Origin of the sequence: Lentibacillus sp. JNUCC-1, assembly GCF_009741735.1 — a bacterium.
GTDB lineage: Bacteria > Bacillota > Bacilli > Bacillales > Amphibacillaceae > Lentibacillus_B.
In genome coordinates this window covers 1,742,922-1,757,346 of record NZ_WHOH01000001.1, presented here as the reverse complement: position 1 = coordinate 1,757,346, position 14,425 = coordinate 1,742,922, and the positions used below count along the sequence as shown (strand labels likewise).

Below are 14,425 nucleotides of genomic sequence, written 5' to 3'. Positions count from 1 at the left end.
TCCTAAATTTAAAGCAAAACTGTCTGTGCCTGATTACACATCAAGATTTTGAACATACCGGGCGTTATCCTGGATAAAGTTACGACGCGGTTCCACTTTATCTCCCATCAGTATGTCAAACACCTGATCCGCATCAATGGCATCCTTCAGTTCCACTTGAAGGAGGGTGCGTGATTCAGGATTCATGGTCGTTTCCCACAGCTGGGTGGCGTTCATTTCACCAAGACCTTTGTAGCGCTGAATACCTGGTTTCGGCTGCGGTGATAAACCGGCGAGAATCTCATCCATTTCCTCGTCATTATACGCATAATGGATCGCCTTGCCCTGCTGAACCTTATACAACGGTGGCTGAGCAATGTAAATATAACCATATTCAATCAATGGCCGCATGTACCGGTAGAAGAAGGTCAGCAGCAGTGTACGGATATGGGCCCCGTCAACATCGGCATCTGTCATGATGACGACTTTATGGTAGCGTGCTTTAGTTATGTCAAAGTCCTCAGCAATGCCTGTGCCAAGCGCTGTAATCATCATTCTGACTTCGTTATTGGACAGAATTTTATCCAAACGTGCTTTTTCTACGTTAAGAATTTTACCTCTAAGGGGCAAAATCGCCTGAAAATGTCGGTCACGACCCTGTTTAGCACTTCCGCCGGCAGAGTCCCCTCAACAATGTACAATTCACTAATGGAAGCATCTCTTGAAGAACAGTCAGACAGCTTACCAGGCAGATTGGAAATTTCCAGTGCCCCTTTACGACGTGTAAGTTCGCGTGCTTTTTTGGCTGCCAGACGCGCCCGTGAAGCCATAAGACCTTTTTCTACAATGATCTTGGCAGTGGAAGGATTCTCATATAAAAACTTGGAGAATGTTTCACTGAACACACTGTCTGTTACAGTGCGCACCTCACTGTTGCCAAGTTTTGTCTTTGTCTGTCCCTCAAACTGCGGATCCTCGTGCTTGATGGAGACAATAGCTGTCATGCCTTCACGCACATCGTCACCCGAAAGATTCGGATCTGATTCACGGAATAGGTTATTTTTCCGGGCATAGTCATTGATCACTCGAGTCAGACCAGTTCTGAAGCCGACTTCATGTGTGCCGCCTTCATAGGTGTGGATATTGTTGGCAAATGAGTATAAATTGCTCGCAAAGCCATCGTTATACTGGATGGCAACTTCCACAGCAATATCATCTTCTTCGCCTTCTGCATAAAACGGTTCATGCAGCACTTCTTTGGTCCGGTTGATATACTCTACATATGAGCTGATCCCACCTTCGTAATAGTAGCTGACAGGCTCAGAATCATCCCGTTTGTCTTCTACAGTGATGGTGATCTTTTTATTAAGAAAAGCCAGTTCACGCAAGCGCTGTGTCAAAATCTCCATATCAAATACAGTCACTTCAGTGAAAATCTCCGGATCTGGCTTAAAACGGGTGACGGTTCCAGTGTGGTCTGTTTCGCCAACTACTTCCAGTTCGCCCTGTGGAACGCCTTTCTCAAAACCGAGATAGTGAATTTTCCCATCTCTGTGTACATGCACATCCAAATGTGACGACAAAGCATTTACAACGGACGCCCCTACGCCATGCAAGCCGCCAGATACTTTATATCCGCCACCGCCGAATTTACCGCCTGCGTGCAAGACGGTCAGAATAACTTCCACAGCCGGTCGACCGGTTTTTTTCTGTATGCCGACCGGAATTCCGCGACCATTATCGACAACAGTGATACTATTGTCTTTCTCAACGATCACTTGAATATGGTCACAATAACCAGCCAAAGCTTCGTCAATGCTGTTATCGACAATTTCCCAAACAAGGTGGTGGAGCCCTTTCTCACTTGTCGTTCCAATATACATCCCAGGTCTCTTGCGTACCGCTTCAAGCCCTTCAAGCACCTGAATCTGTTCAGCATCATATGCTTGCTGATTTGTTAAATTCTCATCCATCTTACTTTCACCTGCGTTTCTATTAGTTAAAAGTTGTTTTCATAAGTTTTTAGTTCACTTGCCAGATCACTATGCTTCGTCTATTTCATCATAATCTGTATAATCATCCAGTTTTTCGATCACAGAGCCATAACCTGTTCTTTTCTTTAACGTGTTAATTGATAAAGAACTATAGTAGATTCTCTCAGTCGTCACAACAATGGTCTTGGCGTTGGTTGGTTTCCCGTAGAGCGTCTTATTTTGCCTTGCTGCTTCAACTGTTTCCTGTGTGATGGTTGAAGACGTCACCACATCCAGGTTAATAATGCTTACGATGTCACTCACCCGAAGCGCGTTGTCACCACCAATATGAATAAACACGTTAATCTCCTCCTCAACTCTCACGAATCATTCCGTCATGCACCCGAAAAATGTCAGCTTCCCGCAATGTCTTATGGTCTATCCCATCAACTGTTGTCGTTGAAACAAAAGTTTGTACTTTTCCCTGAATGGTATTGAGCAGATGTGATTGACGAAAGTCGTCCAATTCACTCAGCACATCATCCAGCAAAAGGATGGGGTATTCTCCAATTTCGTTATAAATCAATTCAATTTCTGCCAGTTTCAAAGAAAGGGCTGTCGTGCGTTGTTGGCCTTGGGATCCATAAGTCTGAACATCCCGGCCATTCACATGAAACACGAGGTCATCACGGTGGGGACCAATCAATGTCGTCCCACGTTCAACTTCTTTGTCTTCGATTGATTGAAAATGAGATATGTAGGCATTTCCTATTTTTTCCTCATTCGTTTCTTCTGATACATCTATTGTCGGCATATAAAGGATTTCAAGGTTTTCCAGTTCTCTGCTGATGCTGTAATGAATGGGTTCCGCCCACGTTCTAAGGCGTTCCAGGAATTTAAACCGGCGTGACAGCAGTGCCGCAGCATGGACAGCAAGCTGATCAGTCAATACATGTAACATGGTTCTGTCCCGTGTCTGCCCGCGCTGTAATTGCTTCAGCAAGTGGTTGCGTTGTCGCAGTATTTTTTGATACAGACCAAGATGGTAAATATATCTCGGCTGGATCTGCCCCAACTCCATATCGATAAAACGCCGCCGATTTTGCGGCGGGCCTTTCACCAGTCCAAGATCTTCCGGGGCAAACATGACAATATTCAATGCCCCGATATAATCACTTAAACGCCGTTGTTCCAGTCTGTTCAGGCGGGCTTTTTTGCCTTTGGAAGAAATCGTAATGTCAAGTGGAATCGATTGATTGCGTTTAAGAATACGACCATCAATGCGTGCGAAATCCGCATCCCATTGAATGAGTTCTTTTTCTTTTGACGTCCGATGTGATTTTGTAAACGCAAGGGTATACATCGCTTCCATCAGATTCGTTTTGCCTTGTGCATTTTCACCAATGATGACATTCACTTTATTCTTAAAAGTCATGTCCAGAGACTGGTAGTTGCGGAAATGCTTTAATGCCAATTGTTCAATATGCATGTGGACTCCTCATTTGATTGATATCGGTCAATTCATGACAGGGTCATAGGCGCTTTATGATTCACGGCCGACAATGAACGTACCGGCCCCTTCAATTTCCACGATATCTCCTGGATAAAGCTTGCGCCCACGGCGATGTTCCCGTTCATGATTCACAACAGCACCTTCATCTTGCAAAAAAGCTTTAACAATACCGCCTGATTCAAATATGTTTGCCAACTTAATAAATTGCCCGAGCGTAATATACTCGGATTGGATATGAATTTCCTCATGCATCTCAATCACCTGCCATGTTGAAATGATCTGATCGTGCCAATTGCTCATTTCTGATGTATTAATATTGCTTACTAACCCGTTAAAATGTCCGTATATCTATTTTACTAAAGTTTAACCGTATTTGGAAGGGATGACCCTTGAAACATTAAAAAACGCATATAATAGCCTAAAAATGATTTTTCAGCTCTTTTACTTACCACCTTTCCCATTTTTCCCCCATAAAATAAGCTAAAAAATCCCTGGCCTTAACAAGGGTCAGGGATGTATATGGTATTTTCATTTATGAACACTTATATAACGCCTCAACAGCACCGTGATATCTGCTCCGGGAAGTCGCTTACCGTGGGCCAAAAACGCAGCAGCCCCCGCGGAAAGCGCAGTGTTTCCCTCGAGGGCTCGCCAGAAGCAGTCATAAAATCCTTAGGGTAAGCGTCATTTGACAAGCAACATGAGTTTAGTATGTCCGGACTGGGACGATGAGCTGCAGTATGGAATTGTCGTTTGCTGGTCTGATGATGAATGGCCGCATAGCGCCTGTAAATTCGATTTTAATTTCTTCAGAATCGATGGCTTTTAACGCATCGAGCATATAAGCCGAGCTGAATGAAATGTTTAATGACTCACCTTCCATATTCAAAGCAGGAAATTCTTCTGTCACTTGACCAATATCCTGAGTATGACCAGACAATTCCATAACTCCGTCAGGCTCTGCAACAAGTTTCACAACACTGTTGTCATTTGTCTGTGCTAGAAGGGAAGCACGGTCAACAGTATTAATTAATTGTCTTGTATTGGCTTGGATACTTGTTTTGCTGTCGTCCGGTATCAGACGGGAAGTTTCAGGGTAATTGCCTTCGAGCAATCGGGACATAAAGGATAAATGCGGCGTCTGAAAGAGAATTTGATTTTTAGTCAGACTGATATCAATTTGCTCCTCTGAATCATCCAGGATTTTATTTAATTCACTCATGCTTTTGCCTGGTACCACACATGTGAAATCCGGAATAGATGCTTCCACTGGGATCTCACGCGCTGCCAGCCTATAGCTGTCTGTCGCTGTGAAATTCAATGTATTGTTGGTCATCTGACATTTAATGCCTGTCAAAATCGGGCGGGTTTCCATCGAAGACACAGCAAACACGGTTTGTTTAATGAGATTCTTCAACAAACTGATATCAATGCTGAAACTTTCGTCTGCAGTGATTTTAGGCAGCTGTGGATATTCTGAAGCATCCTGACCGTTTAAGTTAAAAACGGCTTTACCCGAGCGGATCGTTACCTGGAGCTGCTCGTCCACTGAGATTTCTACGGTTTTCTCCGGAAGCTTGCGTACGATGTCGGAAAAATATCTCGATTGGATGACGATAGAGCCTTCTTCTATGTTTTCAACTTGAACTAGACCATTTTCTTCTGTTGGGATAAAAGCTTCGATGGATATATCTGAGTCACTGCCTGTCAATGTAACGCCATGGTTTCTGACGTCGAGTTTCATGCCAGTCAAAATTGGAATGGCCGTTCTGGGTGATATGGCTTTACTGACATCTTGAATACTCGCAATTAATGGATCACGTTGTATTGTGAACTTCATCGTTTTAAGCCTCCTGAATGCATATTATTATATATATTTCTTTTTAAAAAACAGTAGTAATAGTAATAATGGCTGTGAGTATGTGGATAACCCTGTTGATGGTGTGCAACCCGTGGATATCCACATGTGTATAAAAAGTTAATAATGTGTTCTGTTCATCCACGGTATTCACAGGTGGATAAATCAAATTCTATTAAACAGATTTTAGCTGTTCTTTCAATTCCTCGATGCTGCGTTCAAGTTCGACATCATTTTCAAGCAGTTTGGTAATCTTGTCATGAGCATGAATGACTGTTGTATGATCGCGTCCTCCAAATTCTTCGCCAATTTTCGGTAGGGAGAGGTCTGTCATTTCTCTCGCCAAATACATGGCAATCTGTCTTGGAAATGCAATCGATTTTGTCCGTTTCTTTGCTGCAAAGTCTTCTATGCGTACATTGTATTTTTCTCCGACGATTTGCTGGATTTTAGGGACGTTGATCATACGCGGTCTGCTGCTTGGGATAATGTCTTTTAAAGCATCGGCAGCAAGAGAAGCGTCGATATCCTGATTTACCAGTGACGAGTAAGCCACAACACGAATGAGTGCGCCTTCCAGTTCACGGATGTTGGTGTCGATTTGATTGGCAATGTAAATCATGACTTCATCCGGAATATCCAGTGCTTCAGCTTTTGCCTTTTTATAAAGAATCGCTGTCCGTGTTTCGAGATCCGGCGGTGTAATGTCAGTGATGAGGCCCCATTCGAAACGCGATCTCAGCCTGTCTTCCAATGTCGGTATTTCCTTCGGTGGGCGGTCACTGGAAATGATAATCTGTTTGTTATCCTCATGTAATGCGTTAAATGTATGAAAGAATTCTTCTTGGGTTGATTCCTTCCCGGCTATAAACTGAATGTCATCGATAAGCAGAATGTCTGCATTGCGATATTTGTTGCGGAAATTAATCGTTTTATTGTCCATAATGGCATTAATGAATTCATTGGTGAATTTTTCCGATGACAAATAAACCACATTTGCTCCAGGGTTATGTTCCTGGACATAATGGCCGATGGCATGCATCAGGTGGGTTTTTCCCAGGCCGACACCACCATAGATAAAAAGTGGGTTATACGCTTTGGCTGGTGCTTCAGCGACAGCCAGAGATGCAGCATGGGCAAAACGATTGCCTGCTCCGATAACGAACGTATCAAATGTGTATTTTGAATTCAGCATGGTTTTAGGGGCAATGGTACCGTTCTGTCCGCTGATCTGCGTCACGGTCTCATTACCTGTGTCTGTTTCTTCAGCAGCTTTAGCTTTTCTTTCCGGGATGACAAATTTAACGGTTAGCTCTGCACCTGTCAGATCTTTTAATATCTCACTGATTAACGATGTATAACGGTTTTCCAACCAGTCTCTGGCGAATTCATTAGGGGCTGTAACCGTTAGTAAGTCGCCTTCCAAATCTGTGGCCATCGTATTCTCGAGCCATGTCTCATAACTTGGTTTGCTGATTTTATCTTCTATCTCTTTTAAGGTGGCAACCCATAACTCTTCAATATTTTCCACGCTTGTCACTCCTTTCTGGTCATAAATCTATCAATGTTTCCATATGATAAGAGTGACAGAAAAAGCCTCTCTCGGATGACAGTTGAAAGAGGGTGTCACTGGTTATATGCCGATTATGTAATTATAAAACCGAACAAATGAATTGATCAGCCTGACATGGGGTGCTTGTGGATACGAGGGAATAGTGTCTTTATAGGATAACATCAGTTGTCGACACCGTCCACACAATTGTGCATAACTTTATCATAAAGCTGTGAATAGTTATCCACATGTTGTTCACACTCTGTGTATAATTAGATACTAGTGATTGAATTATACACAAGGTAAACAACAATATCGTATCAAAAAAAGCTTGTTGGTGCAACGGTTATTCGACAGTTATCCACAAATTCCACCCCTTGTGGTCAAAAGTCGTCAACAGCTCTGTATATTGTGATTAACTTGTCGAAAATATGTGGGGAGGAAAATATGGGGATGCATGCTTTGTGAATAGCTATGTGGATAAAATATTTTCTCATGCTGAGAGAGATTTGAATCAATTTGAAGTTGACATGGCGTGTATAATTTACGTATAATGACTAAGACTGATTTTTACTTGGGTTGTTGAGATCCCTCGGGGAGGTGCAAGATAAATGAAAAGAACGTTTCAACCAAATAATCGTAAGCGTAAAAAAGTACACGGCTTCCGTACACGTATGAGTACAAAAAACGGCCGTAAAGTTTTGGCACGCCGTCGTCGTAAAGGAAGAAAAGTATTATCTGCATAGGCCACTGATATTCAGTGGTCTTTTTTCCACTTTTATGGAATGATCAGGGTTGTATAGGTGTAAGGGTGAACAAGATGAAAAAGCAATTCCGAATCAAGAAAAATAAGGAATTTCAAGCAGTATTCAATAAAGGCCGGACCTTTGCCAATCGACAGCTTGTCATATATTACCGTGAAAACCCAGACCAGTCTTACTTTAGAGTCGGGTTATCAGTTGGGAAAAAGATCGGTAATGCAGTCACACGGAATCGGATTAAGCGATATTTGCGTGAAGCGTTTCAGGCACTTTCGCCAGGAATTTCAGGTGGATATGACATTGTCATCATTGCACGGAAACCGACGAAAGATCTCGGTGCTGAAGAAATTAAAAGAAGTCTTCATCATTTGCTTGCCAAACAGGGATTATTCCGTAAAAAATAGTAATGGTTTTAATGGATTGCTTGCTGCTGTTAATGGTAAACTTACATTATATAATATACATAGGTTATGATTTGGTCTTTGTTAGGAGGAACGAAATTGCGCAAAAAGCTTATGCTCGTCGCAGCCTTTATTGCGGTTGCTGCGTTGTTGTCCGGTTGTATGGACATTAATGAACCAATAACAAAAGATAGTGAGGGGATCTGGAACAATTGGTTTGTATGGCCAATGGTTCTGACCTTAAGATATTTCGCTGATGTGTTTAATGGCAGTTATGGAATCTCAATTGTCGTTGTAACGATTATTATTCGTCTTGTTCTGCTGCCTTTGAACGTCAAGCAGCTTAAAAGTTCAAAAGCCATGCAGGATATACAGCCTGAGTTAAAAGAACTTCAGGCAAAATACAGTTCCAAAGATGCCAACACCCAGCAGAAACTGCAGCAGGAAACGATGCAGCTCTTTCAAAAGCATGGGGTCAACCCGCTTGCCGGGTGTTTGCCGATCTTTGTGCAGATGCCGATTCTGATTGCCCTTTTCCATGCGTTGAGACGTCCAGAGGGAATTGAAGCAGGACAGACCTTCTTATGGTTTGCGCTTGACTCACCGGATTATATTCTGCCGTTGATCGCCGGAGCTGCGACATTCCTGCAGCAGAAACTGATGATGTCCGGAAGCCCGGCAGCACAAAACCCGCAAATGCAAATTATGCTTTATGTCATGCCGATTATGATCACCGTGTTTGCCTTCTTCTTCCCGGCAGCACTTGCATTGTACTGGGTTGTTGGTAATATATTCATGGTTGCTCAGACACTTTTCATACGGAAACCGATGATGAAGGATCCTGAGACTGGAGGAGACAAAAAGTGAGAGAACTAACTGCTAGCGGACAAACTGTTGAAGAAGCGGTCCAATCAGCATTAGAGCAGTTAAACACAACACGGGACCAGGTCGAAATTGATGTGATTGATGAAGGCAAGAAAGGTTTGCTAGGGGTCTTTGGCTCAAAGCCAGCTTTTGTGAAAGTGATGGCGAAAGACGCTGACACTGAAGAGCCGGAAACAGCTGAAGCACCTTCATCTGATGAGAGCCATCCTGAGCCAGAAGAAGAGCTGATGGATGAGAACGATCCGATTGAAACAGGAAAAGATTTTATAACAAACGTTGTTGCTAAGATGAATATGGACGTTCAGGTGGTGGTTACAGTTGAAGGCCAGTATGTGACCTATACCTTTGAAGGCGATCACCTCGGTAAATTGATTGGCAAACGCGGCCAGACTTTGAATGCCATGCAGTATTTGGTTCATTTGGTTGTCAATAAACATGCTGATACCCGTTATGCTGTTATTCTTGATGCAGAAGGATACCGGAAAAGGCGCCAGGAATCTCTCGAAGGACTTGCTGCAAAGATGGCGGATAAAGCAATTTATAAGAAGCGAAAAGTTGCGCTGGAACCGATGCCTGCATTTGAACGGAAAATCATTCATAATGCCTTGCAAGGCCACACCGGGGTGACAACCACTTCAGATGGCCGAGACCCACACCGCCACGTGGTAATCGTACCAGACCAAGCCTGATCACAAATAAAACCATATAAAAACCCGCAAGCGCCATCCAGCACTTGCGGGTTTTTCGCGTTTTTTACGGTTCTATTCTAAAACACTTAACAAATAATAGGACAAACTGCGAACCAGTGAAAACTTGAAATGACTGCTTCTGGCAACCGCTCGGGGAAAACACTCCGCGTCCAGTGGGCGCTGCTGAGCCTCCTCGGTCTATCGACCTCCGGGGTCTCACCGAGGCTTTTCCTCCCACAGGAGTCTCCGTGTGTTCCCCGAGCTTGGTCAGAAGGGTTAATTCTCTAACTCTTATATGAATAGAACCGTCCAAGCCACTGAATTACATTGAGTGATTGGAGCGGAGGGAAGTCGACTCCTGCGGGAACAGCACGAGTCCGAAGACCCCACAGCGAGCGGTTTTTGCGAGCGAGGAGGCTAAGGCCGTGCCCGCGGAAAGCGACTTCCCGGAGCGCAAATCACGGTGCTCTTATATACGTTGATGGGTTTTGACCTACTATGCTTTTTAGTTCGCAGTTTACGGAAATTGAGCCATAATGTGGTAACGATCTGTACTAAAACAGCTTTGTTTCTTTAAGGTAGGGTGTTTTATTATTATCCACATGTGTATAACTCTCTCGTCTATTGGTAAAATTTATTTGTGTGGATAGATTTATTTTTGTCGTTTTTTATGGTATTCTATTTAGTTAGTGACTTGTCTACATGTGGATAGGCACTAATGTTGAAATGAAGCTCAATTCGTATTGTATATAGATGGGAATAGATTAGAAAGAAGGAAGGTGCGGCTGATGGAGACAGATACGATTACGGCAATTTCCACACCTATAGGTGAAGGGGCCATTTCCATTGTTCGTTTAAGCGGGCCAGAAGCTATAACAATTGCTACGGGTGTTTTTTCCGGAAAACCGCTCGAGGAAGCTGCTTCACACACCATTCATTATGGTAAAGTTCTAGATCCGGAAACGGGAAATGTTGCAGAAGAGGTTATGGTATCTGTCATGCGGGCCCCAAAAACCTTTACCCGAGAAGATATTGTTGAGATCAATTGTCATGGGGGACTCACGGCTGTCAATCGGGTGCTGGATATCTTGCTCTCAAGCGGTGCGCGCCTTGCTGAACCAGGAGAATTCACGAAACGAGCCTTCTTGAACGGTCGGATTGATCTGTCACAGGCAGAAGCGGTTATGGATCTGATTCGTGCCAAGACAGATAAAGCCATGTCGGTGGCTCTAAACCAAATGGAAGGCAGACTGTCAGACCTGATCCGCAAGTATCGTCAGGAATTGCTGGAAACAGTTGCACACGTGGAAGTGAATATCGATTATCCTGAGTATGACGATGTGGAAGAAATGACCCATGACATGATGCGGGAGAAAACGAAAAAAGTGCACGACGATATAGAAGAACTGCTGACAGTCGCTAAACAGGGCAAGATTTTGCGTGAAGGTATTGCCACCGCAATTATCGGAAGGCCCAACGTTGGAAAATCATCTCTATTGAACGCGTTGGCCCAGGAGAATAAAGCCATTGTGACTGAGGTGCCGGGCACAACACGGGATGTGATTGAAGAATACGTGAATGTACGCGGGGTACCTTTGAAACTTGTCGATACTGCGGGTATTCGGGAAACTGAAGATATCGTGGAGAAGATTGGGGTAGAAAGATCGCGTCAGGCTTTAAAACAGTCGGATTTGATTCTTTTCGTTTTGAACCATAATGAGCCATTGTCTGATGAGGACCGGCAGTTGCTGGAACTGATTGGAGATCTGGACTATATCGTAATTATTAACAAAACCGACCTGCCGAAAAAGCTTGATCTTGAACATGTTAAAGCACTTTCCGGCAACCATCCTGTTGTGGAAACGGCGCTGATTGATGCAAAAGGTGTGGATGAGTTGGAAGAAGCAATTGCCGAGATCTTTTTTGCCGGAAATATTGAGACAGGGGATATGACTTATGTATCAAACGTGAGGCATATCCAGCTGCTGAAACAAGCAAAAGCGGCACTTGAAGATGCCACGAATAGTTTAGAGATGGGCATGCCGCTTGACATTGTACAAATTGACGTGACGAGAACGTGGGAATTTCTCGGTGAAATCATCGGTGATACCGCAAGTGACAGCTTGATTGACCAGCTTTTTTCCCAGTTCTGTTTAGGAAAATAAACACACAAAAGAAAGGAATGAAACACTATGGTCTATAATGCAGGACGTTATGATGTCATCGTCGTTGGCGCCGGTCACGCTGGTGTTGAAGCAGGACTTGCTGCTGCCAAAATGGGTGCGAAAACCCTGATGCTGACACTTAACCTTGATATGATCGCTTTTATGCCATGTAACCCGTCGCTTGGCGGGCCTGCCAAAGGGATTGTTATCAGAGAAATTGACGCACTCGGCGGTGCAATGGCAAAAGTTATTGATAAAACGTATATCCAAATGCGAATGCTGAATACCCGTAAAGGCCCTGCTGTGCAGGCATTGCGGGCTCAAGCAGATAAACCGGAGTATATTAAAGAAATGAAACATTTGATTGAACAGGAAGAAAACATCACCCTTCGTCAGGGAATGGTGAACGAACTCATCATAGAAGACGGCGTCTGTAAAGGAGTTGTGACCGAGTCTCATGCAGCTTATTATGCAGGGAGCGTCATCGTCACAACAGGCACGTTCATGCGCGGTAAAGTATTAATGGGTGACCTGGAATACGAAAGTGGTCCGAATAACCAGCGCGTATCCATTAAACTTTCTGAATATCTGGAGCAGAAAAATGTTGAATTGACACGATTTAAAACCGGTACACCACCTCGGGTAAACAGCAACACAATCGATTATTCCAAAACGGAAATTCAGCCTGGTGATGAAGAGCCACGTGGTTTTTCTTATGAAACAACGGAATTCATAACAGATCAGATTCCATGCTGGCTCACGTATACCAATGAGTTCACCCATGAAATCATTAATGATAACCTGACCCTTTCAGCCATGTACTCGGGCATGAAGCGTGGAACCGGACCGAGATATTGTCCATCAATTGAAGATAAGATCGTTCGCTTCAATGACAAACCACGCCACCAGATCTTTTTGGAACCTGAGGGCAGAAATACAGAAGAAGTGTATGTACAAGGCTTGTCCACCTCACTTCCTGAATCTGTCCAACATGGGATGGTCAGAAGTGTAGAAGGGCTTGAAAATGCTGAAATCATGCGGGCTGGCTATGCGATTGAATATGACGCGGTCGTGCCAACTCAGCTGTGGCCGACACTTGAGTTGAAACAAATTCCAGGTCTGTACACAGCCGGTCAGATCAATGGAACGTCAGGCTATGAAGAAGCAGCGGCTCAGGGTTTAATGGCAGGGATTAATGCTGCTCGTAAAATGCAGGGAAAAGATCCTGTAATTCTTGATCGTTCACAAGCGTATATCGGCGTCATGATCGACGACCTTGTCACAAAAGGCACACAAGAGCCGTATCGTTTGCTGACATCACGTGCGGAATACCGTCTTTTGCTCAGACATGACAATGCTGATCTGCGACTGACTGAGCTCGGCCATGATCTCGGTATGATATCTGATGAGCGCTATGAAGCATTTACAGATAAAAAAGCGCGTGTGGAACAGGAAATCAAACGTTTGCGGAAAATCATCATTAAACCATCAGATTCGGTTCAAGAAATGCTCAAAAGCGCCAATGCCACGCCACTAAAAGAAGCCGTTAAAGCGTCTGATTTGCTCAAACGGCCGGAAATGAATTATGCGCTCGTCGAATCGATCATTGAATCAGAAGAAACTCTGCCTGAACATGTTAAAGAACAGGTTGAAATCCACATTAAGTATGAAGGCTATATTAAAAAAGCCAATGACCAGGTGGAACGTATGCTTAAGATGGAAGATAAGAAAATTCCTGAGAGAATTGACTACGATGCGATCACAGGCATCGCCTCAGAAGCGCGGGAGAAATTGAAAGAAGTCCAACCGCTATCAGTGGGGCAGGCTTCCCGTATTTCTGGCGTTAACCCGTCTGACGTGTCCATCCTGCTCATTTATATTGAACAAGGAAAAATGGCTTATACAGCCGAATAAGAAGGAGACTGTGCTTTGAACCCTGAACAGTTTGTTTCCGCATTACAAGCAAAAGGCATCACGTTAAACCAGCAACAAATCGACCAGTTTGCGGCATATTACCGGATTCTGGTCGAATGGAATGAAAAAATGAATCTAACAGCTTTAACCGAAGAACAGGATGTGTATCTAAAACACTTCTATGATTCTGTAACAGCTGCCTTCTATGTAGATTTAAACGGTGAAAAAACAATTTGTGATGTCGGGGCAGGGGCCGGTTTTCCCAGCATTCCACTGAAAATCTGTTTCCCTGATCTCGCTGTCACGATTGTGGATTCTTTAAAAAAGCGCATCGGTTTCTTAAACCATCTCGCAAGTGAGCTTGGTTTAACCGGTGTGGCATTTTATCATGATCGCGCAGAAACATTTGGAAAAAATCAAAAATTCCGTCAAACATTTGACGTTGTAACGGCACGCGCTGTTGCGCGCATGTCGGTCTTGAGTGAACTATGTCTGCCTTTGGTTAAAAAGAATGGAACGTTTATTGCTATGAAAGGCAGCCAAGGTGAAGAAGAAATGGCTGAAGCGCACAATGCCATAGAGTTACTTGGTGGCAGCCTGAAGGATGTTCATACATTTTATCTGCCAAGCGAAGACAGTGAACGGACAATCATCACCATTGATAAAGTTCGCCAAACACCTAAAAAGTACCCTAGAAAACCAGGCACACCGAATAAGCAGCCACTCGAGTAAAAC

Annotated in this window: 12 protein-coding genes and 1 pseudogene; 7 read left to right on the top strand and 6 right to left on the bottom strand. The window is 43.8% G+C overall.

Going from position 1 to position 14,425, the window contains the following annotated elements:
* Positions 1 to 33 precede the first annotated feature (33 nt).
* The 6 genes and pseudogenes from gyrB to dnaA form a co-directional block, all read right to left on the bottom strand.
* A pseudogene (gene gyrB, locus JNUCC1_RS08090) lies at positions 34 to 1,952 on the bottom strand (DNA topoisomerase (ATP-hydrolyzing) subunit B).
* Between the two features lie 69 nt (positions 1,953 to 2,021).
* Positions 2,022 to 2,312: an extracellular matrix regulator RemB gene (gene remB, locus JNUCC1_RS08085; RefSeq protein ID WP_331713667.1), complete on the bottom strand. Its 291-nt coding sequence runs from the start codon at positions 2,310 to 2,312 to the stop codon at positions 2,022 to 2,024.
* 13 nt (positions 2,313 to 2,325) lie between these two features.
* Positions 2,326 to 3,441, bottom strand: a complete 1,116-nt coding sequence (gene recF, locus JNUCC1_RS08080; protein ID WP_156644896.1) for a DNA replication/repair protein RecF — start codon at positions 3,439 to 3,441, stop codon at positions 2,326 to 2,328.
* A gap of 54 nt (positions 3,442 to 3,495) precedes the next feature.
* Positions 3,496 to 3,717, bottom strand: coding sequence for a S4 domain-containing protein YaaA (gene yaaA, locus JNUCC1_RS08075; RefSeq protein WP_156644895.1), 222 nt, complete (start codon positions 3,715 to 3,717; stop codon positions 3,496 to 3,498).
* A gap of 454 nt (positions 3,718 to 4,171) precedes the next feature.
* Positions 4,172 to 5,305: a DNA polymerase III subunit beta gene (gene dnaN, locus JNUCC1_RS08070; RefSeq protein ID WP_156644894.1), complete on the bottom strand. Its 1,134-nt coding sequence runs from the start codon at positions 5,303 to 5,305 to the stop codon at positions 4,172 to 4,174.
* 193 nt (positions 5,306 to 5,498) lie between these two features.
* Entirely contained in the window at positions 5,499 to 6,854 is a 1,356-nt protein-coding gene (gene dnaA / locus JNUCC1_RS08065) for a chromosomal replication initiator protein DnaA (RefSeq protein ID WP_331713666.1), read from the bottom strand.
* Between the two features lie 632 nt (positions 6,855 to 7,486).
* Between dnaA and rpmH the strand changes: the two genes are divergently transcribed.
* From rpmH to rsmG, 7 genes are all read left to right on the top strand, one after another.
* Complete coding sequence (gene rpmH, locus JNUCC1_RS08060; protein ID WP_019377820.1) at positions 7,487 to 7,621, top strand: 50S ribosomal protein L34; 135 nt, start codon at positions 7,487 to 7,489, stop codon at positions 7,619 to 7,621.
* Between the two features lie 74 nt (positions 7,622 to 7,695).
* The gene (gene rnpA / locus JNUCC1_RS08055; RefSeq protein WP_156644893.1) at positions 7,696 to 8,040 is read left to right on the top strand and encodes a ribonuclease P protein component; all 345 of its coding nucleotides are present in this window, start codon (positions 7,696 to 7,698) and stop codon (positions 8,038 to 8,040) included.
* Positions 8,041 to 8,136: 96 nt separating this feature from the next.
* Positions 8,137 to 8,904, top strand: coding sequence for a YidC family membrane integrase SpoIIIJ (gene spoIIIJ, locus JNUCC1_RS08050; protein ID WP_197431672.1), 768 nt, complete (start codon positions 8,137 to 8,139; stop codon positions 8,902 to 8,904).
* A complete protein-coding gene (gene jag, locus JNUCC1_RS08045; protein ID WP_331713665.1) occupies positions 8,901 to 9,611 on the top strand; it encodes an RNA-binding cell elongation regulator Jag/EloR in 711 nt (236 codons plus the stop codon). The genes spoIIIJ and jag overlap by 4 nt, the downstream gene beginning before the upstream one ends.
* 788 nt (positions 9,612 to 10,399) lie before the next feature.
* Complete coding sequence (mnmE, locus tag JNUCC1_RS08040) at positions 10,400 to 11,776, top strand: tRNA uridine-5-carboxymethylaminomethyl(34) synthesis GTPase MnmE (protein ID WP_156644892.1); 1,377 nt, start codon at positions 10,400 to 10,402, stop codon at positions 11,774 to 11,776.
* 27 nt (positions 11,777 to 11,803) lie between these two features.
* Entirely contained in the window at positions 11,804 to 13,690 is a 1,887-nt protein-coding gene (gene mnmG / locus JNUCC1_RS08035; protein ID WP_156644891.1) for a tRNA uridine-5-carboxymethylaminomethyl(34) synthesis enzyme MnmG, read from the top strand.
* A 15-nt stretch (positions 13,691 to 13,705) separates the two neighbouring features.
* Positions 13,706 to 14,422, top strand: a complete 717-nt coding sequence (gene rsmG, locus JNUCC1_RS08030; protein WP_156644890.1) for a 16S rRNA (guanine(527)-N(7))-methyltransferase RsmG — start codon at positions 13,706 to 13,708, stop codon at positions 14,420 to 14,422.
* Positions 14,423 to 14,425 lie beyond the last annotated feature (3 nt).